The organism is Jeotgalicoccus meleagridis, assembly GCF_903994045.1.
In the GTDB taxonomy this organism is placed as follows: Bacteria; Bacillota; Bacilli; order Staphylococcales; family Salinicoccaceae; genus Jeotgalicoccus; species Jeotgalicoccus meleagridis.
Genome location: NZ_CAJEWD010000008.1, coordinates 293439 through 317262, shown reverse-complemented (window position 1 = coordinate 317262; position 23824 = coordinate 293439). Strand labels below are relative to the sequence as shown.

Annotated in this window: 22 protein-coding genes and 4 pseudogenes; 13 read left to right on the top strand and 13 right to left on the bottom strand. The window is 35.1% G+C overall.

The features are described 5' to 3' along the window. The first annotated feature begins 245 nt into the window (after positions 1-245). The 6 genes from JEOSCH030_RS07275 (at position 246) to JEOSCH030_RS07250 (ending at position 4283) form a co-directional block, all read left to right on the top strand. Complete coding sequence (locus JEOSCH030_RS07275) at positions 246-1037, top strand: DNA topoisomerase (RefSeq protein WP_185126548.1); 792 nt, start codon at positions 246-248, stop codon at positions 1035-1037. Next, complete coding sequence (locus JEOSCH030_RS10965; protein WP_407929472.1) at positions 947-1252, top strand: topoisomerase C-terminal repeat-containing protein; 306 nt, start codon at positions 947-949, stop codon at positions 1250-1252. Before JEOSCH030_RS07275 ends, JEOSCH030_RS10965 begins: the two co-directional genes overlap by 91 nt. A 17-nt stretch (positions 1253-1269) precedes the next feature. After that, positions 1270-2133, top strand: a complete 864-nt coding sequence (locus JEOSCH030_RS07265; RefSeq protein WP_185125932.1) for a class A sortase — start codon at positions 1270-1272, stop codon at positions 2131-2133. Positions 2134-2138: 5 nt separating this feature from the next. Further along, positions 2139-3230, top strand: coding sequence for a DUF3991 and TOPRIM domain-containing protein (locus JEOSCH030_RS07260; protein WP_185125931.1), 1092 nt, complete (start codon positions 2139-2141; stop codon positions 3228-3230). A 112-nt stretch (positions 3231-3342) separates the two neighbouring features. After that, on the top strand, positions 3343-3828 hold the full coding sequence (locus JEOSCH030_RS07255) for a hypothetical protein (protein WP_185125930.1): 486 nt from the start codon (positions 3343-3345) through the stop codon (positions 3826-3828). Between the two features lie 59 nt (positions 3829-3887). Then, positions 3888-4283 carry a restriction endonuclease gene (locus JEOSCH030_RS07250; RefSeq protein WP_185125929.1) on the top strand — a complete coding sequence of 132 codons (396 nt, stop codon included), beginning with the start codon at positions 3888-3890 and terminating at the stop codon, positions 4281-4283. A 390-nt stretch (positions 4284-4673) separates the two neighbouring features. Here the strand turns inward: JEOSCH030_RS07250 and tet(M) are convergent, their stop codons facing one another. The 12 genes and pseudogenes from tet(M) to JEOSCH030_RS07190 form a co-directional block, all read right to left on the bottom strand. Next, positions 4674-6593: a tetracycline resistance ribosomal protection protein Tet(M) gene (gene tet(M), locus JEOSCH030_RS07245; protein ID WP_000691746.1), complete on the bottom strand. Its 1920-nt coding sequence runs from the start codon at positions 6591-6593 to the stop codon at positions 4674-4676. A gap of 15 nt (positions 6594-6608) precedes the next feature. Further along, entirely contained in the window at positions 6609-6686 is a 78-nt protein-coding gene (locus JEOSCH030_RS07240) for a tetracycline resistance determinant leader peptide (protein ID WP_078372222.1), read from the bottom strand. A 283-nt stretch (positions 6687-6969) separates the two neighbouring features. Beyond that, entirely contained in the window at positions 6970-7902 is a 933-nt protein-coding gene (locus JEOSCH030_RS07235; protein WP_001224318.1) for a conjugal transfer protein, read from the bottom strand. Further along, positions 7899-8900, bottom strand: a complete 1002-nt coding sequence (locus JEOSCH030_RS07230; RefSeq protein ID WP_000769868.1) for a bifunctional lytic transglycosylase/C40 family peptidase — start codon at positions 8898-8900, stop codon at positions 7899-7901. Before JEOSCH030_RS07230 ends, JEOSCH030_RS07235 begins: the two co-directional genes overlap by 4 nt. Continuing rightward, positions 8897-11074: a CD3337/EF1877 family mobilome membrane protein gene (locus tag JEOSCH030_RS07225; RefSeq protein WP_185125928.1), complete on the bottom strand. Its 2178-nt coding sequence runs from the start codon at positions 11072-11074 to the stop codon at positions 8897-8899. Before JEOSCH030_RS07225 ends, JEOSCH030_RS07230 begins: the two co-directional genes overlap by 4 nt. Before the next feature lie 2 nt (positions 11075-11076). Then, positions 11077-11808: pseudogene (locus tag JEOSCH030_RS07220) on the bottom strand (ATP-binding protein); the annotation flags it as partial. Beyond that, positions 11799-12536: pseudogene (locus JEOSCH030_RS07215) on the bottom strand (ATP-binding protein); the annotation flags it as partial. The pseudogenes JEOSCH030_RS07220 and JEOSCH030_RS07215, both read right to left, overlap by 10 nt. A gap of 28 nt (positions 12537-12564) precedes the next feature. Beyond that, the gene (locus JEOSCH030_RS07210) at positions 12565-12948 is read right to left on the bottom strand and encodes a YdcP family protein (protein WP_001234286.1); all 384 of its coding nucleotides are present in this window, start codon (positions 12946-12948) and stop codon (positions 12565-12567) included. A gap of 18 nt (positions 12949-12966) precedes the next feature. After that, the gene (locus JEOSCH030_RS07205) at positions 12967-13281 is read right to left on the bottom strand and encodes a YdcP family protein (protein WP_000420682.1); all 315 of its coding nucleotides are present in this window, start codon (positions 13279-13281) and stop codon (positions 12967-12969) included. Between the two features lie 428 nt (positions 13282-13709). Beyond that, positions 13710-14312, bottom strand: a complete 603-nt coding sequence (locus JEOSCH030_RS07200; RefSeq protein WP_185126547.1) for a recombinase family protein — start codon at positions 14310-14312, stop codon at positions 13710-13712. 246 nt (positions 14313-14558) lie between these two features. Next, positions 14559-15005, bottom strand: coding sequence for a GNAT family N-acetyltransferase (locus JEOSCH030_RS07195; RefSeq protein ID WP_000199401.1), 447 nt, complete (start codon positions 15003-15005; stop codon positions 14559-14561). A gap of 11 nt (positions 15006-15016) precedes the next feature. Further along, positions 15017-15229 (bottom strand): annotated as a pseudogene (locus JEOSCH030_RS07190) (VOC family protein); the annotation flags it as partial. Between the two features lie 417 nt (positions 15230-15646). Between JEOSCH030_RS07190 and JEOSCH030_RS07180 the strand changes: the two are divergent. The 4 genes from JEOSCH030_RS07180 (at position 15647) to JEOSCH030_RS07165 (ending at position 20423) form a co-directional block, all read left to right on the top strand. Further along, positions 15647-15730, top strand: a complete 84-nt coding sequence (locus tag JEOSCH030_RS07180) for a 23S rRNA methyltransferase attenuation leader peptide (protein ID WP_001814874.1) — start codon at positions 15647-15649, stop codon at positions 15728-15730. Between the two features lie 124 nt (positions 15731-15854). Beyond that, positions 15855-16592 (top strand): 23S rRNA (adenine(2058)-N(6))-methyltransferase Erm(B), encoded by a 738-nt coding sequence (erm(B), locus tag JEOSCH030_RS07175; RefSeq protein WP_002292226.1) that lies wholly within the window; start codon positions 15855-15857, stop codon positions 16590-16592. Between the two features lie 354 nt (positions 16593-16946). Continuing rightward, positions 16947-17501 carry a recombinase family protein gene (locus JEOSCH030_RS07170; RefSeq protein WP_000576156.1) on the top strand — a complete coding sequence of 185 codons (555 nt, stop codon included), beginning with the start codon at positions 16947-16949 and terminating at the stop codon, positions 17499-17501. A gap of 3 nt (positions 17502-17504) precedes the next feature. Beyond that, positions 17505-20423 (top strand): Tn3 family transposase, encoded by a 2919-nt coding sequence (locus JEOSCH030_RS07165; RefSeq protein WP_185125926.1) that lies wholly within the window; start codon positions 17505-17507, stop codon positions 20421-20423. 74 nt (positions 20424-20497) lie between these two features. On the opposite strand, the pseudogene JEOSCH030_RS07160 reads toward JEOSCH030_RS07165, so the two are convergent. Beyond that, positions 20498-20707: pseudogene (locus JEOSCH030_RS07160) on the bottom strand (VOC family protein); the annotation flags it as partial. 377 nt (positions 20708-21084) lie between these two features. Here JEOSCH030_RS07160 and JEOSCH030_RS07155 point away from each other — a divergent pair. The 3 genes from JEOSCH030_RS07155 to JEOSCH030_RS07145 all read left to right on the top strand — a co-directional run bounded on the left by JEOSCH030_RS07155 (position 21085) and on the right by JEOSCH030_RS07145 (position 23816). Then, complete coding sequence (locus tag JEOSCH030_RS07155) at positions 21085-21663, top strand: recombinase family protein (protein ID WP_185125925.1); 579 nt, start codon at positions 21085-21087, stop codon at positions 21661-21663. A 193-nt stretch (positions 21664-21856) separates the two neighbouring features. Beyond that, positions 21857-22744 carry a site-specific DNA-methyltransferase gene (locus JEOSCH030_RS07150; RefSeq protein ID WP_208454285.1) on the top strand — a complete coding sequence of 296 codons (888 nt, stop codon included), beginning with the start codon at positions 21857-21859 and terminating at the stop codon, positions 22742-22744. Then, the gene (locus JEOSCH030_RS07145) at positions 22671-23816 is read left to right on the top strand and encodes a DNA methyltransferase (RefSeq protein WP_235962252.1); all 1146 of its coding nucleotides are present in this window, start codon (positions 22671-22673) and stop codon (positions 23814-23816) included. The genes JEOSCH030_RS07150 and JEOSCH030_RS07145 overlap by 74 nt, the downstream gene beginning before the upstream one ends. Positions 23817-23824: the final 8 nt, after the last annotated feature.

The following is a 23824-nucleotide window of genomic DNA, read 5'->3' as shown; positions in this document are numbered from 1 at the left end:
ACAAAATGATCTATGAGGCAACTTTGGCTTCAACTGATGAAATAATTTGTGGACGTAACTTGTTTGCCAAGTAATACTCATAATTCCATAAACAGTCGATTGTAATATGATGAAATTACAATCGCCCTAAATAAGCAGAAACGGGGGGGTCTACATTTATTCATTGAATACATGGATACAATGAAATAACATTGACTAATTCATACTTTTTAATATATAGGTATTGATAACAAGAACACTATGCGATTATACTCACAAAACAAAGTGCTTCTGTTAAATTGGATCAACTATCAGAGCAAGAAAAGAATATTTTTAAAGAGATTTATTCTACAACAATGGCAATGTTTTTACCCGATTATGAATATGAAACAACAACTTTAATTACAGCCGTGAATCAATATGAATTTTTGACTTCCGGTCGTGTCGATAAAAAATTAGGGTGGAAAACACTATTTAAACAAGCAAGTGACAAAGAAGATACCGAAAAATTACCGGACTTGACAGAAGGCGAGCAGGTGCAGGCAACAATAAACCTTCATGAAGGCATGACACAGCCACCTAAATTATTTACAGAAGGACAACTCATTAACTTGATGAAAACATGTGGTAAAGTCGTTGAAGATCAGGAGGATGTCGAAATACTGAAAACCGTTGAAGGTATTGGTACTGAAGCAACACGGGCAGATGTTATTGATAAACTGAAACACCATGAGTATATCAAAGTCGTAAAAAATATTGTGAATATCACCGATAAAGGTCAATTGCTGTGTCAAGCTGTCACAGGCACACTGTTAAGCAGTCCTGAAATGACAGCGAAGTGGGAGAAAACATTAAAGAATATTTCTCAGCAAACCATGACATTTACAGGCTTTATTGAGGGGATTCATAAGTATATTACGCATCAGATCGATGTAGTCGATGGAGAACTTCAGAAAAACAATGTTTCATCTGTATTAGAAAAACCAAAAAAGAAAACTCATATGGTCAGTGTCCGAAGTGTCAAAAATCGGAGATTGTTAAACGTAAAGCTAAAGTAGGTAATATCTATCCGTGTTCAAATGAAGATTGTGATTTTATTATTTTTGGTAAAATGTTTGGTCGGAATTTACCGGATAATACTGTGAAAGAACTCATTGAGAAAGGGCAGACTCAATCCAAAGTGAAAGGCTTTATATCTAGATCAGGGAAAAAATATGATGCTTACTTAGAAATGAATAAAGAATATAGTGTGAGGTTGAAATTTGATAAGTAAGTATGAGGAGTGATTAATTGGAACAACTCAGCTTTAAAGAAAAACGAAGATTGTTACAGCAAAAGAAAAGGAAACGCATTAGCTTAATTGCTATTGCGTTTTTTTTAATCTCGATTCCCTTAATGATCATATTATATCAACCTTATCTGTATTATATCGGAAATCCGAACACGATTAATAATGTACTGAACGAAGCTAAAGATATACAAAGACCTGCCATAGAAAGTAATGAAGCATTTATCGGAGAATATGTCGATAGAATATCTAAACCAAAGCAGGCAGAAGCAGATTCAATAGAAACTGTATTATTAGAAGAAAATAATCCATATCGTTTAAGTAATGACAAAGCAAAAGCCATTTACGATGAAACGGGTATTACCTATGACTTTAAACAAATAGAATCTATCCGTTCCATACCAAGTGACACGATATTAAATCGAAATTTATTGCGAGGACAGATTCTAATTCCTGAAGTAGAAATGAATTTGCCAATTGTGGAAGGTGTGTCGAATGAAAACTTATATATAGGGACTTCTACAATGAAACCGAATCAAAAGTTAGGGAAAGGCAATTACGCACTTGCAGGACACTTAACGCCTGATTCTGACACGCTATTTAGTCCGTTAAAAGCAGTTAATCGAGGAATGAATGTGTATGTGACAGATAAGGATATGGTTTATACCTATCAAATATCTGATATTAAAGAAGTTCGGCCTTCAACAATCGAATTAATTTCTGATGAACAGGGTGATGGATTACTCACCTTAGTAACGTGTAGTAATGATGCAGGGAAAAATCGTCTAATTGTACAAGCAGAATTAGTCAACGAACAAAGTATTAATCGTATAGAACAAGATATTTATAATCAATTTATGGAGTGATAATAATGAAGAAAAGTTCTAATGATAAACTAAAGCATTTATTTGATAAAAATGGTCGCCTAACAGAGAAAGCAATTGATGATGCGAAAAATGTCAGTATCAAAGAGTTAATGGAATCTAGCGGTTATATATTGAATAAAGAAGGTAATCATTATTACAGTTTGGCAGAGCATGATAGCTTTAAAATCCATGACAAAGATAATAAATGGTACTGGAACTCACGAGGTCGAGGGGGCGTTGGTGCAATTACGCTATTACGTGATGAAGAACTATTTAATCGCTCATTTAGGGATGCTGTCATTGAGTTAAATACAGAAGAAGCCCAAAGACTACAAGGCGACTTCAGTAAAAACGCATTGAATCAAGCACCTAGAGAACCGTATCAATTTCCTACTGAAACAATAGCTTCTGATACAGATAAAGTTCAGAAATATTTAGTAGAAGAAAGACAATTAAATAAAAATATCGTCAATACGCTGATTAGTAAAGGACTAATCAGACAAGATCAAAGAAATAATATCGTCTATCCGTGGGCGAAAGATGGTGAAATCGTAGGTCATAATTTAGAAGGCACGTATAAATCAGAAGATAAAAACAGGTTTAAACAAGTGAATGATTTAGGCGATAATTCAGAAGGTTTTTCATTTCAAACAGGACAGGGCGAAGTGAAGAACCATTTTTATTTTGAATCTGAGGTCGATGCCATGAGCTATGTCAGTCTAAATGGATTGACGAATCATTCAAAGTATATCGCAATGCGTGGGGTGAACAACGAGGAACGATTAATTAAGGAGTTGGTCGATCATGTGAAAAAGTATGATCGCACACCTAACATTGTATATGCCGTGGATAGTGATAAAGCCGGTAAAAATTTTCTTGAACGTGAAGTCATCAATGCAAGGCGAACGGAGTTCAAAGATGAGAAAGTAAATTACTTTGTTTCGACACCGCCAAACACAGAAGGCATTAAAGATTGGAACGATTTACTGAAAGCACGAAATGGAAAACCATTTGAGCCGGAAGAAAGAACAAAAATATGGTCAAAACAAGCCTATACTCAACTTCAAAAGAATAAAACACAAGAAAAAGAGATATAAACATTTAATGAGAATTTATAAGAGTGATTTTAAGCCATTTAATGTGTAACTACCCATCAAAATATATTAACTTGCCTTAAAATCGCTCTCTCAGATTAAAGGAGTGAAGGAAATGCACGTTTATAGATTGTATAACAGCCTTACTTTAGAAAAATATCAATATGATGAAGATCTTAACGCATTATTCTATGACGGATTTAATGCAGATTACGTTGTTGACCAAATTGGAGATTTATCATTATTCTATGCAGAAATGATTGATGATAGTGACTGGATCTCACCTCAATTGATTAAAGAGATACTCATACACTTCAAGAAGAATAGAATAATTGAAAACAATGTGACTGATGATATTGTTGAAAGTATAAAAAATGACGATATTGTTTATAAACCGGAGTTGTTTAACGGATTGGGGTATAAATGTTCAATGATTGATGCAGGACAAGAACTAAGAGAAATTGATTTATATATAGCTGATGAAAAAGCACGTCGATATTACAGTGAAAATCAAAATTATAAATGGCTGAGTACACTTCCACTAGAAGAAGTTGAAATGATTAAAACTAAAATGATTAGATTTTATAATACGGTGTTATGATGTCTGATCTCATTCAGATTTCAGTTAGTCTTATTATTCTATCAATCATAATTACACTCATGATTAAGAAACGAAGAAAATATAGTTTTGGTAAAAAATATAAGAATCAGGTCGATTTATTGACCGGACAACAATTTGAATATTTTCTATCTGCACTGTTTTATAAAATGGGGTATAAAAATAAAGTAACCAAAGGCAGTTATGATTTTGGTGCTGATCTTATTGTTTCGGATGGTAAAACAAAAATAGTCATTCAAGCGAAACGGTATCAAGCGAAAGTAGGAATAAAAGCTGTGCAGGAAGTCTTTTCAGCAATGCACTATTACGATGCTGATAAAGCCTATGTATTCACGAATAATTATTTTACAAAGTCAGCTAGTATATTAGCTCATAAACTAAATATACAATTATGTGATCGAGAACAAATGGAAAGACTAAAGAACAAATATTTTTAATGAACGTGGTAACTTTATATCAAAATGAGATATGAACTACCTATTGTAATAGATTTTAATATAAAAGTGCCATCTGTTAACAGTGCACAGATGGCACTTTTTCACTTAAACAAAGTATAAATTTCTAATTATCTTTTTATATTTTCTTAAATGCTCGTAAAGCCTTATTCTATGTGCTTTCGAGTATTTTTACTGTAGGAAGATACTTCACGTTTCTTTGCATATTTCCTCATGTCTTAGCTGTCAGAAGTGGTAAATAAGTAGTAAATTCATTTGTACTACTAAGCAACAAGACGCTCCTGTTGCTTCTCTTTATTCAAGCGTTTCATTTCTGCCATTGCAGAATCGAATTTAACAAGAAACCATATTTATATAACAACATAAAATACACTAAGTTATTTTATTGAACATATATCGTACTTTATCTATCCGACTATTTGGACGACGGGGCTGGCAAACAGGTTCACCGGTAGTAACATGGTACCCTTTTAACTCTGTTAAACAAACACTACGTCCATTTGTAAAGAAAGTTAAATCACTACGATATTCTTGAATACACCGAGCAGGGATTTCTCCACTAAGAATGACCTCATTATTTTTCAATTGAGTGTCTACGATGTTCGCACAATATTTAGGAGCATCGTTGTATGCTCGTGAAAGATATTCCTGTGGCGCATAAATTTTAAAACTAAGATATGGCTCTAACAATTCTGTTCCAGCTTTTTTTAAGACTTGTTCCAATACAATAGGAGCAAGCATCCGAAAATCTGCTGGGGTACTAACAGGGCTATAGTATAAGCCATACTTAAAACAGATTTTACAGTCCGTCACATTCCAACCATACAATCCTTGTTCACAGCCATAGCGTATCCCCTCCATAACTGCATTTTGAAACGATTGATTTAAGTATCCAAGAGAAACCGAGCTCTCATACTGCACTCCGCTCCCTAATGGAAGCGGTGATACAGATAAACCAATGGAAGCCCAGAAAGGATTTGGCGGCACTTCGATGTGAATGGTATATTCTGCATTTTTTAACGGTCTCTCCATATAAATGACTGTAGGCTCTTTTAGTTCTATCTCCACATGATACTTTTCTTGCAACAGTGCACTAATCACTTCCATTTGTACTTTCCCTAAGAAAGAAAGTATAATTTCATGTGTCGTAGAATCCACGTAATATCGTAGAAGCGGATCACTATCTGAGATTTCCAAAAGGGCATCAAGCAACATTTCCCTTTGTTGAGGTTTGCTCGGTTCAACAGTCGTTTGCAGCAGAGGGAGGGGATTTTCAATTCTCTCTCTCTGTGGCAATAGCTTTGTATCTCCAAGAACACTATTTAACTTCAAAAACTCATTCTGCAAAATAACAATTTCCCCGGAATAAGCCTTATCGATTTTACATAATTCACCATTTATTGAAGTATACATTTCTGTAATTTTTATTTTTTCCTTTTCCGATATTCTAACCGAATCTCGCAAATGCAGTACGCCACTATAAAGACGTATATATGCAAGACGTTGTCTTTTTTTTGTATATTCAATTTTGAAAACATTTCCGCAAAGTTCAGACTGACCTCGATGTGTTGATGAATAAAATTTATTCGTAATCACTTCTATAAGGTTATCAATCCCTATATTGTTTTTTGCACTTCCGTGATAAACAGGGAACAGGGAACAATTCTGAAATCTTATGCTTTCCTCTTGTTCGAGTTCCAATGCTTCTAATGATTTACCGGACATATATTTCTCTAAAAGGTCATCGTTTCCCTCTATTACCGTATCCCATTGTTCAGATTCGGTAAAGTTCGTCACACACATATTAGGATACAGTTCTACCTTCTGTTTGATTACAATTTCGGCAGAAAGTTTCTCTTTAATATCCTGATAAACCGTTGATAAATCAATTCCATTTTGGTCAATCTTATTGATAAAAAAGATTGTGGGAATCCCCATTTTCCTAAGTGCATGAAATAATATACGAGTTTGTGCTTGTACGCCATCTTTTGCAGAAATCAGTAGAATTGCCCCATCTAAAACTGATAATGAACGATATACTTCTGCTAAGAAATCCATATGTCCTGGCGTGTCTATGATGTTCACCTTCGTATTTTCCCACTGAAAAGAGGTTATTCCTGTCTGAATTGTAATTCCTCTCTGACGTTCTAAAAGCGTATTATCCGTCCTCGTTGTACCTTTGTCCACGCTTCCTAATTCTGTAATCGCTCCACTGTTATATAATAAGCTTTCTGTTAAGGTAGTTTTTCCCGCATCAACATGAGCTAAAACTCCAATATTAATAATTTTCATGTGATTTTCCTCCATTCAAAAGCCCAAAAGGGCATAAAAATCCCAGTGATAAATACTCTTATCACTGGGATTTTTATGCATAACCATAGGCATACAAAGCATACAGATATTCTCCGGATACTTTAGAATCACATGATAAAGGTATTCTTAAACTGGGTACAAAAAACTAAGCCCTCCTAAAAAAGGACATCCAATTATTTGTTCCCACTATCAAATTGACAGTTTATTTAAGAATACCTTGCCGCATATTTATTAACTCCTTTTAAATAGATACTTAAATAATAGCACGTAAGAGCATATTTGTAAAGGAATCTCCAATTTTTTATCAAAGAGAGTACGTGATTACAAAATAGCTGTAATAATGTACCAATATTTGTTATTCTATAATCTTCCAATTACTCCCGTTCTTTTCAAGTACCAAATCAAATTGAGATACCTGCGTTGCTTTGGTCTGCTGGTCGATATACTCCACTGTCAGCGATACCGTGACTTGATTATCCTTACGATTGTGAATAGGATTTACCAGTTCTTGAAAGATGTACTCTTTTCCGATTGGTTTTAATATCCCGTCATTCACATAGTAGGAAAGTTCACTGGCTGTCGCTGTAGGATAGAGCTTGAAGAACGTCGTTAAAAACTCATTGATTTCATTGGTTGTAATGGAATCAACCGTCCCCTCACTTTCAATGGCTTTTGGTTTATAACTTGATTTCTTAGGTATGTTGGTAATGGTCGGATTCTTAACCAGTACCATATTTCCAGAACCATCTACATAGACACTCACTATATAAGCAGAGTGGACGGTCTTTGTATTTTCTCCCTCTGTAATGAGCTGGTCTACACTGTAGGTTACATTAAACTCATTGTCGCCAGTTGGCTCTACCGTCCATATCTGAAATCCTCTTACAGAAGACGATACAGGAATATCTTTGCGTACTGTATCAACATTGAGAGCTTGAAGTTCATCTGTCAGATAGCCTTTTAGACTTTCCATTCGATTATCAATGGACTTATCGGATTGCTCCCATGAATAGTAGACTTTCGCAAAGTTCTCTACAAAATTTTCTACATGATGAGTATCAACGTATTCCTTTTCTATGATAGTTGTTTCGTGAATAGTATGAGTATCTATAGCTGTAAAGTGCTTGAATATCGCAAAGCTGAAACTAAGCCCTAAAAGTACCCACAAGGCAATCACAACCTTTTTATGAGGATTGACCTTATAGACACGAGGTTTCTTTTCCTTTGGTATCTGTTTTTCTTTATTCTGATTTTTTCTAAATTTCATCATTAAATCTTCCTTTCTCATTGTTTGATTCGTCCTGCTCCCACTAAATGCTGTTGCCAGTAGGGGCTTGTTAAGTCGGCATAACCGATTGGGTCGCCTGCATGAAACATACGGTTATTGCCAAGGTATATCCCAACATGAGTAATATAAGAGCCAGCGTTATAGGTAGAATGAAAGAAAACCAAATCGCCAGCTTGTGCTTCCGATAGTGGGATATGCTGGGTCACATCATATTGCTGTTGTGCGGTTCGTGGTAAGTTAATTCCAGCTTTTCCATACGTCCATTGTGTCAGTCCGCTACAATCAAAAGAAGTAGTCGGGGAAGCTCCACCGTAAACGTATCGCCAGCCCTCATATTTCAGTGCTTCGTCCATGATGGCTTGTACCGTATCATCATCAAACTCTGTTGTGACAAGATACTGCGTTACCAGTTGCACATAAAACATATTGCCATAGTTGTATCGCCAGCCCCCATTGATAGGTATGGCTATGGGATTGGGGTAAGACACTTTTTCGCCACCTGAATACTCTTTTGAGAAACTTTGAGCCAGTTCAAAGGTATATTTATTTCCACGATTAGCCACATACCCTAAGAAACCACCACCATAATTGTAGGACTGGATAACCGATTCTAAATCTACACTGAGCCTTTCGCTACTGGCTAATAATTCACTGAAATACTTCACACCTTGCTTAATGGATTCTTCTGTACTCAATGAATTAGGTGGAAGACCGAGGGATTCCGAGGACTGCATAACATCTTCCGCAGTACCGCCCGATTCCACCTGTATAATCGCAAGAAGTATGTTGACATATTCTTCAACGCCATATTCTTTGGCATATTTTTCTACCATAGGCTTATGAGCCAGCACTTCTGCGGAAACATTCACACCTCCATAATGAATATTGGAAATTCCGCTGTCCTGTTCATCTGAAAATAAAATGGCAACAAACAGAAGCAGTGAGAAGACCATCAAGAATAATCCAGAACCACCAATCACTAAAGTTTTCAACTTCATGGTTTCTTACCGACTTTCTTAATGGTGGCGGTTTTGATTGGTGGTCTACTTCTTGTATTTTGTAGTGGTACTCTTTGAACAGTAGACGGACGTTCTTTTGTGATTGGACGTTGTGAAGTTCTATCTGCTGTAGTGGTTGAATTTGCTGGCTTTTGAACGGTTTTTTCTTGAACGGTATTGCCTTGGCGTTCCACTTTTGGACTTGAAAAATCGGACTTAACTGCTGGACGCTCTTGTTTGGCTTGTTGAGATTCCTTATATGAAGTCTGAATATTAGACTGTTTTGAGGTCTGTTCATCATGATATTGTTCTTGTCTTGTAGTCGGTCTTTCATGAACAGAAGAAGCAGGCTGTTTTTTCTGTTTGACCTGTTCCATTTCAGAGCGACGCTTCGCAATGGTTTTTCGCCTTTGTTCCTGCTGTTCCTTGCGTCCACTGGCTCTGTCCGCTTTGGTTTGAGAAATACTACTGGTTAAATCACGGACATTCTCTTTTACTTTGGATTTTCCTTGATATACTGCATATCTTGCATTGGTCGGCAAATCTTTAACCTGTTCTTTCAAACCACTAGCAGTGTCTACCATTCTGTCTTTGGTATCAGCTACTGTACCGATGGTTTGACCGATACGTTTTCCAAGTGTTGATTTTTCCTTTCCGTCTGGTCGGGAGTGATCTGCTTGTGTCCTTGCAGAACTCCCCGAACCCGACTGTCCTTTTTTACCTGTAACAATGGCAGACCCAGCCCCTAGAGTAGTCATGGAACGTCCAAGTTTCCGCTGTAGACGGTGCATGTGAGCGTGCATAAGCATACGAGGTTTTCTCATCACACGACTTCCCACACTTTGAGAATCGTTACTCTGTAGAGAAAACATACTCATTAAATCGCCCAGCTTGAAGTAGATTCCTGCAAAGGTCACAATCTGTAGAAAAGCAATCAAAAAGAACGGATAACCAGCCGATAAGGTATAGAGCATGGTTGAAATACTAAATGCTGTCGTAATAATCAATGTGATTCCAGCTCGTGTCAAAATGGTATTAAAGAGCTTTGTTATGGCTCGTTTTGACATACCATCAAATGATGGAATCATGCTTAAAATAAAGCTCACAGGCAGAAACATAGCATAGATGATAAAAAGTACCTGCGAGAAAATCATGATTCCTGTTAATAGGAATACAAATATGGAAATCCCAATATTGAAGACAAATAGGAAGAAGACTGTACCTAAACGGTTAATGGTCTTTGTAATGGTTAGATTGGTATTGCTTCTGTCTTCAATTTCTTCCGCAACAATTTTTTCTCTGTCTTCGCCATTGTTGGAATCTGGGCTGGTGGAGAGCAGGCTTTCCACACGGTCAATACCGATACTTTCAATGTCTGAACTGTTGTATTGAAGCAGTAGCCACGGTTGCTGAACCTGTATGGAAAACAGGCTATCTCTGATTAAGTCCACGCTGTCCTTGCCTTGACTATCGGAATGGGGCATGACAATCTTCGTGCCAAGTGATAAACTGGCATTACTGATGTCTGATGAAAAGTCATTGATTTTTTTAATGTAGTCGGGAGCGTAGGCAATAAAGGAAGCCGATAGGATAAACACCAGCACAAAATTCATAATGGCATGAATTGCCTTTGTGGTTTCTCTCTTTATCAGTCCCGTATAGGCAACATAAACCCCAAGAACCAAAATCAAGAGTAAGAGGAATCCAACATAGAAACCCTCTGTTGAAAATCCGTTTGCACTCACACCAGCTAAGGTCTGCATATTCTTACCAATGGAATCTGCTGTAGCGGAAATGAAGTCTAAGGAATAGGCTTCCTGTACTAAGTAACCTGTCGCATTGGAAACATACAAACTGATTGTCCAAATAAAATTGGTAATGGCATATAGTCCATACATGACCTGTTTTCCAATCCCGTCCGACCAGTTCCACGGAAGCCAGCCCCAGCTATTATCCACATAAAAATCCAGTTGATAGTTTTCAAGTGGGTATCGGCTGTATTCATTTGCCACATTGACCGTATCATCTACCAAGCCCGCAGCTTGAACCACCGTTCCCAGCATGGCTAAAAGAAAAATGGCAATCACAAGTGTGAAAGCCACTGTCATTGCCACTTTACCTAGACGTTTCAGCGTCCAGTTTGATTTTATTCTGTTTACTATTGATGGTTTCACATTTACACCTCTTTTCGCACAGGTGGTCTGGTATCAAAGGCATGGAGCAGTTCTTCAAATACAGGGTGGAACTGTATCACACCGACACGACCATATAAATCACTGATAAGGCATTGCCCGTTTTCCAAATCACGCAATCGCTTCTGATTGTTTTCGTCCTCTGGGTCTACACCAAAAAAGGCTAAGGTCTTTTTAATCTCGTTAAGGTCAGTGGAACGAAATGCAAATTTTAAGCCGAGGTTATTTTTCAGTTTTTCATCTAAGAGGTCGTCTGTATTTTGGGTCACGAAATATACCCCAGCGTTCATAGCACGACCAGCCCGAACCAGCTTCATAGATAGTGTTTTTCCTTGTGCTACCTGTAAAAAGCTCCATGCTTCGTCTAAATCTACAATCTTGAAAATGCTTCGGTCTGTATGGATAAAGTCTAAAGCAAAGGTACTAATGACAATCAGCATAGCAACGGATAAAAGCTCCATAGTGGTATATTCCTCAAAGGAAGTTTCCTTGTCGGGAAGTACCAAGTCCGCAACCTGTATAATGTTCAGTTGTTTTTCTAAGCTGATAGACTGCTCCACATAACCATTACTGAATAATAAATGTGCAAAGTCATAGTCTGTAAAACTTTCGATATGGTCGGCTATACTGGTACTTAGTGGCGTATTCTCAACCCGTAATTCCTCAATCACTTTCATCAACCCTCGTACTTCACTATTGGTTACTGCACGAAGGCTTCAATCAGTGTCAGTATAAAGTAAGTTTTACCGCCACCTGTACCACCAGCAATCAACATATGAGGGAGCTTATCATATTCCCACCATACGTTTTTCATTAAGCGAAGTTTACCATCTTTAGCTTCTACTTCATCAATAGAAATACGACTGGCTATGGTGTCATAGAGCAAAGTATATTCCACATAGGAATCCTTTAACTCTTTATCCGTCAGCTCACAGTACAAGCCACTCTCTAATTTCTTTTCCAAGTGTAAGAGTTGGTCTTGATATTTTCCCAGCGTGATTTCCACCCGTATCTGTATCAAGCCATTTTTAAGTCGATAATACATTTTAGGGAAGTAGGTTATCTTTTCCTTTGTACGACCAGCACTATCTTTAAAGAAACCCTCTGTTTTGACCTGTTCAGATTCATACCACTTGTTTTCAAGTATCATCTTTGCCAGTTTTTGACGGTGGTAAAGTTGTTTAACCGTATCATAGCGAACCCGTTTGAATACAAACGCTACCAGCAAGCAGATAAGAATTGCGACACTGAAACTGATAATTAAATAGGGAATGTCAATCTTATCTGCTTGTGATAGGTTAAAATCCTGCCAGTTGATCTGCTGGATTGTCTTCACATGAAACAGTCCGACAACCAGCAGGAAAACAGGCAGGAGTGACGCTATCGTAAAATGAAAGACTAAATCTTTACCAGATGGGCGAATCCTTTTACCACGCTGTTTCATGCGAAAAAGTCTCCTTTCTACCTAGCGACTATTTGTCTTGTGTCGGTTCTTTCTTTGCTTGTGGTTGAGCTTTGAATGAACTAGAATCCTTTGTCAGCACAATATCGTCTGCCTTGATATACCAGTCAACATCTGCTCCTTGATAGGTGGCAGTAGCAACGGTGTCCGCAATGGGATTGATAAGTTCCACCCGTGCGTTATAATCAAACTCTTTCAAAGGCACGCTGGCAGGAATACTTACTTGAATCATGCGTCCTTGTCCTTTGGATTTTAAGTCATAGGTACGTTCCTTGATTTCATCTGAAACCGACCCGTCTTCATTTTGGATTCTCACTTCACGACGTAGAGCAGAGAATTTCAATTCTCCAAAAGTCGTGTCTTTATCTAATACAATGCCATTTGCTAATCTCATCATTTTTCCTCTCTTTCTTTATTCTTTTATCATGTCGTCAGCATGTAAAAGGTAATTTGTAAAACCACGAGTGCCGATTTTGTAGCCCTCTGCGGTAATACGTGGATTGACTAACTTCACACGTTCCTCAAAGCCGAAATGTTTTTCGCCAGCTTCAGCAGGAAGCACCACCACAATATCATCTGCTCTTTGAACATCAGAATAGAGATTATAGCTTCTTGATAAGACAGTTAGCCGTCCGTTGATTCTTCGCTGAACGACTTTATCCTCGCCAGCAAATTCTAAATTGCCGAATGTTTTTTCCATGTTGGGAATCACAAATTTAAGTTCCATATTTTTACCTATCCTTTCTTTTTTATTGGCTGAATGAATGTTTGATGGTCTTAAAGAGTGGGGAACGACCTTTTGATTCTTGATTTTTTGTTTTCATAAGTTCACTTCCTTTCAAAATCGGGTAAAAAAATAGACACCTCATTTTTTGAAGTGTCTACCTATTAAATATTCAAATTTTATTGGAAGTATCTTTATATCTTCACTTTTCAAGGATAAATCGTCGTATCAAAGCTCATTCATAAGTAGTAAATTAGTAGTAAATTGAGTGGTTTTGACCTTGATAAAGTGTGATAAGTCCAGTTTTTATGCGGATAACTAGATTTTTATGCTATTTTTCTTTATAAAAAATGTTCTTTAATACATATTCTATACTGATATTGTTCATCTTTATCTAACTAATATTTAAATATACTATATAATAGTAGAAACTAGTTCAATTCATTTTTAATTCGATATACAGTTTGTCGAGTGATACCTACATCTTTTGCTATATGAGAGATTGCTTTTCCTTCTTTTAACTGTGACACTACACGATGATAGACTAATCGCTTTTGTGGATCTTTAGCATTAGGTGAGTATAGTATAGGTCTGCCTTTATAAACTCCTTTTTGTTTTGCAATTGCTATACCTTGTGCTTGCCGTCTTTTAGATTCTGTTCTTTCCTGCTCAGCAATCATTGCTAGAATCTGAACAATTAAATCTTTAATAAACTTATCAAGCAGGGGATTTCCAATCGCTTCAGCCATAATTGGTAAACTGGTAATAATCAACTGTACATTTTTCTGTTTGAGGAAATTGACAGTTTGAATAATCTCATCATAATTTCTTCCCAAACGGTCAATCGCTTCTACAATAAATTGATCGCCCTCACGAATAAAACTCATAGCTTCTTGAAAAACAATCCTGTCAGATATATTCTTTCCTGAAAGTTTTTCTGTAAATATTTTTTCTGCACCAAATTTTTTAAACACTTCAATTTGCCTATTGAGATTCTGATCCAGTGTAGAAACACGAGCATATGCAACTTTCATTAAATCAATCCTTTTTTCTAACACTTAATTTACACCCTAATCATACAGCGTAAAGCTAAGTATATCAATACATATATAATGTCTATTTAGGGTCTACCCTAATTAAACATACAGAGACTCTTTGTTACTTTACTCGATATATGAGAATAATTTTACCCAATAAATGAGAAAGCGCAGTACACTCACTATATAAGTACTGCGCTTTAAGATTGGCTAATAAGCTATTATTGCTAATATGAAATTTCATTAGTTGATACTTTTTGAAAACCCATAAGATTTACTTTCAAACCCATTAGCTTTATAAAACTTATGTGCATTTTCTCTTTCTGTTCTAATTCCACTATTCAATGTAATTACTTTACAGTTTAACTTGTCAGCTAACTTTTCAGATTCCTTTAACAATAATGAACCGAATCCATTTCCTCTAAAATTTGAATTGACAACGAAAGACAATATACGCATATAATTCCCATCATTTTCATAGAACATCATTCTGCACATGCCACTAAAGCCTATAATTATCTCGTCTTCAATCAGTAGTAGTATATAATAGTCTTTGTGATTATTAATCTTACTTAATCGATGAATAAGTTCTTTACTCGTTGTTGGATATCCTAACTCATAATATAGTTGTAGTAACTTATTGATTTGGTTAAAGTCTTTTTCTTCAAACAATCTTGTATATCTTGTCATAGAGCACCTACTTATTTGTAAAATACCATATGCGGTTTTGTTTCTTTATAATAATTCAATCTATTTTCTAGTGTGCCAGTATGTAACTCTAACTTGTGTCCGTCAGGATCAGTAAAATAAATTGATTGCTTATCTCTTACATCTCTAGTACGCCCTTCTAATATATTCACGTCATTTTCCTTGAACCATTGATACCAATCATTAAATTCACTTTCATCTATAGTAGGGGTCCCGAGCGCCTACGAGGAATTTGTATCGATAAGAAATAGATTTAAAAATTTCGCTGTTATTTTGTACATTTAACTTGACGGTGACATCTCTCTATTGTGAGTTATTAGTGGTACAGTTTTCAACCGTTTTAATTATAAAAAAGTGGTGCATTTTTAAATTGGCACAAACAGGTAACGGTTATTGCAGGTGTATTTCTTATCTATGGGTTTAACATGGATTTTATCATTAAAATCATGAGTATTGTCCGAGAGTGATTGGTCTTGCGTATGGTTAACCCTAAAGTTATGGAAATAAGACTTAGAAGCAAACTTAAGAGTGTGTTGATAGTGCATTATCTTAAAATTGTGTATAATAGGAATTGAAGTTAAATTAGATGCTAAAAATTTGTAATTAAGAAGGAGGGATTCGTCATGTTGGTATTCCAAATGCGTAATGTAGATAAAACATCTACTGTTTTGAAACAGACTAAAAACAGTGATTACGCAGATAAATAAATACGTTAGATTAATTCCTACCAGTGACTAATCTTATGACTTTTTAAACAGATAACTAAAATTACAAACAAATCGTTTAACTTCTGTATTTGTTTATAGATGTAATCACTTCAGGAGTGATTAAATGAACAAAAATATAAAATATTCTCAAAACTTTTTAACGAGTGAAAAAGTACTCAACCAAATAATAAAACAATTGAATTTAAAAGAAACCGATACCGTTTACGAAATTGGAACAGGTAAAGGGCATTTAACGACGAAACTGGCTAAAATAAGTAAACAGGTAACGTCTATTGAATTAGACAGTCATCTATTCAACTTATCGTCAGAAAAATTAAAACTGAATACTCGTGTCACTTTAATTCACCAAGATATTCTACAGTTTCAATTCCCTAACAAACAGAGGTATAAAATTGTTGGGAGTATTCCTTACCATTTAAGCACACAAATTATTAAAAAAGTGGTTTTTGAAAGCCATGCGTCTGACATCTATCTGATTGTTGAAGAAGGATTCTACAAGCGTACCTTGGATATTCACCGAACACTAGGGTTGCTCTTGCACACTCAAGTCTCGATTCAGCAATTGCTTAAGCTGCCAGCGGAATGCTTTCATCCTAAACCAAAAGTAAACAGTGTCTTAATAAAACTTACCCGCCATACCACAGATGTTCCAGATAAATATTGGAAGCTATATACGTACTTTGTTTCAAAATGGGTCAATCGAGAATATCGTCAACTGTTTACTAAAAATCAGTTTCATCAAGCAATGAAACACGCCAAAGTAAACAATTTAAGTACCGTTACTTATGAGCAAGTATTGTCTATTTTTAATAGTTATCTATTATTTAACGGGAGGAAATAATTCTATGAGTCGCTTTTGTAAATTTGGAAAGTTACACGTTACTAAAGGGAATGTAGATAAATTATTAGGTATACTACTGACAGCTTCCAAGGAGCTAAAGAGGTCCCTAGCGCCTACGGGGAATTTGTATCGATAAGGAATAGATTTAAAAATTTCGCTGTTATTTTGTACAATAAGGATAAATTTGAATGGTACCATAAACGACCGTTTATGGTACCTTTTCATTTTCCTGCTTTTTCTAAATGTTTTTTAAGTAAATCAAGTACCAAAATCCGTTCCTTTTTCATAGTTCCTATATATTTATACTTAATGAGTTATGGTACATTTAAATTATAAAATTAAGGAGGTTTTTTTATGATTTTTGGCTATGCTCGAGTGAGTACGGATGATCAAAATCTTAGTTTACAAATTGATGCACTTACTCATTATGGAATTGATAAATTATTTCAAGAAAAAGTAACTGGTGCGAAAAAAGACCGACCGCAATTAGAAGAAATGATCAACCTACTACGTGAAGGAGATTCTGTTGTCATTTACAAGTTAGATCGAATTTCACGATCAACTAAACATTTGATTGAACTTTCTGAATTATTTGAAGAACTTAGTGTCAATTTTATATCTATTCAAGATAACGTAGATACTTCAACGTCTATGGGAAGATTCTTTTTCCGAGTTATGGCTAGTTTAGCAGAACTGGAACGGGATATTATTATTGAACGAACTAACTCTGGTCTTAAGGCAGCCAGAGTCCGAGGAAAAAAAGGGGGCCGTCCAAGTAAAGGTAAGCTATCAATTGATTTAGCTTTAAAAATGTATGACAGCAAAGAGTATTCTATTCGTCAAATTCTTGATGCCTCTAAATTAAGCAAAACAACCTTTTACCGTTACCTCAATAAAAGGAATGCTTAAGATATGGCTATGAAAAGAATTTTAACTACTTCACAGCGTGAACAACTTCTTTCTGTAGACCACTTATCAGAAGAGGATTTTAAAGCGTATTTTAGTTTTTCTGATTATGATCTGGAGGTTATTAATCAACACCGTGGAAAGGTCAATAAACTAGGATTTGCGATACAACTTTGTTTGGCCCGGTATCCTGGGTGTTCTTTAAGTAATTGGCCGATTAAATCAACCAGACTAACTTCTTATGTGAGTCGACAGCTCCATCTTGATGCAATTGATTTAAATTCATATGATCATAGAAATACACGTGCAAATCACTTCAACGAGATCTTAGAAGTATTCAACTATCATCGATTCGGTAGTGCTAATACACAAAAACAGTTAATAGAATATTTAATTGAACTAGCTTTAGAAAATGATGACTCTATCTATCTAATGAAAAAAACAATTGATTTCTTAACTCGAAAAAGAATTATTTTTCCATCTATAGCTACACTTGAAGACATTATAAGCCGCTGTCGAGATAAAGCAGAAAACAACTTATTTTCAATATTGCTCTGTTCATTAACAGATATACAAATTGAAAAACTAGAGAGTTTGTTTCAAATTTATGAAGAGACGAAAATAACTAAACTCGCTTGGCTAAAAGACATTCCAGGTAAGGCAAATCCAGAAAGCTTTATGAGTATTTGTAAAAAAGTGGAAGTGATTGCTTCCATGGGACTCGGGACAATTAATGTCTCCCATATTAATCGGAACAGGTTTCTTCAGCTAGCTAGACTAGGGGAAAATTATGATGCATATGACTTCTCCCGTTTTGAGCTTGAAAAAAGATACTCTTTACTTATTGCTTTTTTAGTCAATCATCATCAATATCTGATCGATCAACTGATTGAGATTAATGACCGCATTTTAGCAAGTATTAAACGCAAAGGGACACGTGATTCACAAGAACAGTTAAAAGAAAAAGGAAAATTGGCTACTAAAAAATTGGAACATTATGCTTCTTTAATTGATGCTCTTCACTTTGCAAAAGATAATGATAGTAATCCTTTTGACGAAATTGAACGAATCATGCCTTGGGAAGATTTAGTACAAGATGGAGAAGAAGCTAAAAAAATTACAGGTAATAAAAATCATGGCTATTTAGATATGGTTCGAAATAAAGCTAATTACCTCCGAAGATACACGCCAATGTTATTGAGGACCCTTTCGTTCAAAGCAACTCCGGCAGCAAATCCAGTCCTCATGGCCCTAACTCAACTAACTGATTTACACAATAGTGGTAAAAGAAAAATACCGGCAGATACTTCTACTGATTTTGTGAGTAAAAAATGGAAAAGCCTTGTTCGGCCAGAAGAGGGGAAAATAGATCGGTCTTACTATGAGTTAGTAGCTTTCACCGAGCTAAAGAACAATATTCGATCAGGAGATATTTCAGTTGAAGGAAGTATGATCCATCGAAATATTGATGATTACTTAGTTGATTTATCTGCTTGTATTGATTCAGAAACTATTCCAGACACGTTTGAGGACTATTTAAAGGATCGGGAAATAATTTTAGATTTACAGCTTCAATTTTATTCGACAGTTGATAAGAGAATTTCAAGAGCAAACCTTAAAAAGTTGGAAAAAGTTACACCTAGCGAAGCAGAAATATATAGAAAAAAACTTTATTCAATAATTCCTAAGATAAGGCTTAGTGATCTTTTAATTGAGGTGGACAGTTGGACCAACTTTTCACAAGAATTTAGTCATGATTCTACAGGGAAACCGCCGAGTGAACAAGAAAGAAAAATTATTTTTGCTGCTTTGCTGGGTTTAGGGATGAATATTGGTCTTGAAAAAATGGCCCAATCAACTCCTGGAATTTCTTATTCTCAGTTAGCCAATGCCAAACAATGGCGCTTTTATAAAGAAGCTCTGACTCGTGCTCAATCTTTTTTGGTTAATTATCAGTTAAAGCTTCCTGTTGCAGACTTTTGGGGTGAAGGAAAAACCACTGCTTCAGACGGAATGCGCGTCCCAGTGGGCGTCTCAGCTCTAAAATCCGATGTTAATCCACATTACAAAAGTATGGAAAAAGGAGCTACAATGATTCGATCAATAAATGATAGGCATACGACTCATCATATCGAGGTTGCTTCAACTAATACAAGGGAAGCTACTCATACCCTTGATGGCCTACTTTATCATGAAACAGATCTAGATATTGAGGAACATTTTACTGATACAAATGGGTATTCTGATCAGGTGTTTGGAATGACCGCATTACTAGGCTTTGATTTTGAACCTCGCATCAGAAATATAAAAAAATCACAATTATTTTCTATCAAATCACCTTCCTACTACCCTAACTTATCAGAAGATATAAGCGGAAAAATCAATGTAAAAATTATTGAAGAAAACTATGATGAAATTAAACGAATCGCCTATTCGATTCAAACAGGAAAAGTATCTAGTTCTTTACTATTAGGAAAGCTAGGCTCATACGCACGTAAGAATAGAGTAGCTCTTGCACTGAGAGAACTAGGTCGCATTGAAAAGAGCATTTTTATGATAGATTATATTACAGATAGTGAGCTACGGCGAAGGATCACTCATGGACTAAATAAGACAGAAGCGATTAATGCTTTAGCTAGAGAACTATTTTTTGGGCGACGCGGAAAATTTATGGAGCGCGATATTCGCCGACAACTTCAAAGTGCTAGTGCGCTTAATGTGTTAATAAATGCAATAAGTATATGGAACGCCGTCTACTTACAAGCAGCTTATAATTATCTCGTCAAAATAGATCCCGAAGTAACTAAGTATATGAAGCATGTATCTCCTATTAATTGGGAGCATATCACTTTTCTTGGAGAGTATAAATTTGACTTGTTATCTATTCCTAAACACTTAAGAGAATTGAATATAAAAAATAAATAGGCCTTGAAACATTGGTTTAGTGGGAATTTGTACCCCTTATCGATACAAATTCCCACTAAGCGCTCGGGACCCCTAGTAAACGCTACATGTGTGTACGAATATTGAACTTCATTTCGAGGAATGTCTTTTTCTTCGTTTAACGCAACCCATAAGCCACCAATATTGAAATATGCAGTTGTTTTTCCACTTACTAATAATTCGCCACATAAAATATTTTTATAAAAGCGTATCGAATTTTTTAAATCACTAACGGAATAACATATATGATTGATAGATTGTATCATTTTGGGCCTCCTATATCTTAGTATATTGAGATAGTTGCTTTTTGGATGCTACGACTTGATTTAACTCTTATTATATATTTTATCATGTCTAGTATTAATTGTTTTAATATTTCATTTGAAGAGAGTGTGCAGAAAATAACCGTTTATTATACTTTTCAGAGTTTTTAAAAACCCTGAATTTTTTATGGTATTAGAGTTCAAAAACACGTATAATTATCATAGTATATTTATATAAAAATTAATAGACTTTTTATACTTTTTGTAAAGCTCACAGAGGGCTTTTAAATAATTAAATTGAAGCTACCATCACTAAATAGAATTTAGAACAGTAAAAATCAAGACCAACTTTTTAAATTCTCTATGAAAGGGTGTAAGTTATGAGTAAAATCGGATATGCAAGAGTCAGTACAAAAGATCAGAACTTAGATAGCCAAATTGATATGTTGACAGAGTATGGGTGTGAACGTATCTTTTCTGAAAAGGTGAGTGGTCGTAAGTTTAAACGTACAGAACTTGATAAGTGTTTAGACTATATGCGTGAAGGCGATACTCTAGTGATTACGAAACTGGATAGATTAGGACGTACAACAAAACAGCTTATCGAGTTAGCACAACATCTGCAAGATAATGCTATTGACTTAGAAATTATTGATATGAATATAAAAACTCAAGATGCAATGGGGAAAATGTTTTTTACAATGATGTCTGCTTTTGCAGAACTAGAAGCCAACCTATTGAGTGAGCGAACAAAAAAAGGATTAGATTCTGCACGAGCGAGAGGTAGACGTGGAGGGAGACCGAAAATCACTCAACATAAAGAAAAAATGATTATTTCTCTTTATAACAGTAAAGAGTATACAATCAATGAAATAATAAAGATGGCAGGTGTATCAAGAGGGACAATATACAATGTCGTTAATAAAAAGAAGTCCGATATCAAGATTGGAGAGAAATAATTTTTGGAAAAATGCTTCAAAAAGAGATGAATAAATTTGAAATGGCAAAAACTTATAAGCCATGATTAATTTTGAAAAGGTGCCTCTGACTATGAGCAAGAGTTATACTATTTAAATTAACTTTAAAAACTTATAGATTATTCTATTGAGGAAAGTCTAAAATATATAGTTTTATATCCAAGGAGTGAAGACAATGAACAGATATGAAATAAATAAAAATGATTATCTAAAAGCCCATGAGAGAGAAATTACAGTTCTAAAAGAACATTTTCCTGCTTGTTTCGATACTGACGGGTCATTTGATATTGAAAGATTTAAAGAATACTTAAGTGATGATATATCAATGGTGCAAGAAGGTTATGAACTAAAATTTTTAGGGAAAAACTATGCTAGATTATTAGCTACTTTAAATACAGACAGTGTAATTGTGCCAAACGAGAATCATAATTCAACAGAAGAAAATGAAGAAAGTGAAAATATATATATTACTGGTGATAACCTAGATGGACTAAAACACCTACTAAAATCTTATTCAGATAAAGTAAAATGTGTTTACATAGATCCACCTTATAATACTGGTTCTGATGGTTTTGTGTACAACGATGACTTTAATTTTAATGTTAATGAGTTATCAGAAAAATTAAGTATTTACGAAGAACAAGCCCAAAGAATCTTGGATTTAACAAAAAGAGGTTCAGCTTCGCATTCAGCTTGGCTTATGTTTATGTATCCAAGATTACAACTTGCTAGAGATTTATTAACTAAAGACGGGGTTATCTTCATATCGATTGATGATAACGAACAAGCAAACTTAAAATTATTATGTGATGATATTTTTGGTGAGAATAATTTCTTAACAACTATTTCTCGTGCAACAGGCACTCCAACAGGCGGAGGATTTGACGGTCTAGTAAATGAGATAGATTATATACTTGTTTATGCTAGGGACTTACCATCATTAGTTATTAACGGGTTGCCTATGAATGAGGAAGACTCGAAAATTTACAATGAAAAAGATGATGATGGCAGTCGTTACCTTACAAGATCACTTAGAAGAACAGGTGGAGAAGATAGAAGATAGACCAACTATGTACTACTCTTTAACTGCACCTGATGGCACAGAAGTTTTTCCAATAGGGCCAACGGGATATGAAAGTAGATGGATTTGTTCTAAGAACTCTGCACTTCAGCTAGAAGAAGATGGATTCTTAAAATGGAAAAAAACGAAAATTCAAGGTGAGTTAACTTGGCATCCTTATCAAAAGTATTATTTAGAAAATCGAAGAAAAGCTCCCGGAAACATCTGGAAAGATTTTGTTTGGAAAGAAGAAATAGAAGATCACGAATTTTATTGGGAAAATTTAGAGGGAAATAAAAAAGCTACTAGAGATATCAAAACTTTATTTGACGGAGAGAAAGTTTTTGAAACTTCAAAACCAGTCGACTTAGTAGATCGAATAATTACTATAGGAAGTAATGCAAACGATATAATTGTTGATTTTTTCTCAGGTAGTGCTACGACAGCTCACTCAGTCATGAGAAAGAATGCAATAGATAATGAAAATAGAAAATTCATTATGGTTCAACTTGATGAAGAGGTAAAACCAAAAACAGCAGCTTATAAAAATGGTTATAGAACTGTTGATGAAATAGGTAGAGAACGAATCATAAGAGCAGCAAAAAATATAAAAAATAAGTATAAAGATGTTAAAGCGGACTTTGGTTTCAAACATTATACTCTGAAAAAACCAACGTCCAATGCAATAGATAAAATGAATAAATTTGATTCAGATGAAAATAAACTATTTGTTGATAAAAGTTTGTTGGATGAATTTGGATTATCGACAGTACTTTCAACTTGGTTAAATAGTGATGGTTATGGTTTAACAACGAAAATTAATAAAATTAATTTTGCAGGGTATGAAGGTTATTATAAAGACAAGCATCTCTATCTGATTAATCCAGAACTCACAAAAGAAGCAATTGAAGAAATAGTAGTTAAATATGAAACATCGGGAAGCTTTAATCCTGAGAATGTAGTTCTCTTTGGATATAGCTTCACTTGGAGTGAACTTGAATCTTTAAAAGTAAATTTAAAAAGATTGAGAAATACAGAGAAGAATTTAAATATAAACTTTGATGTGCGTTATTAGAAGGAGGA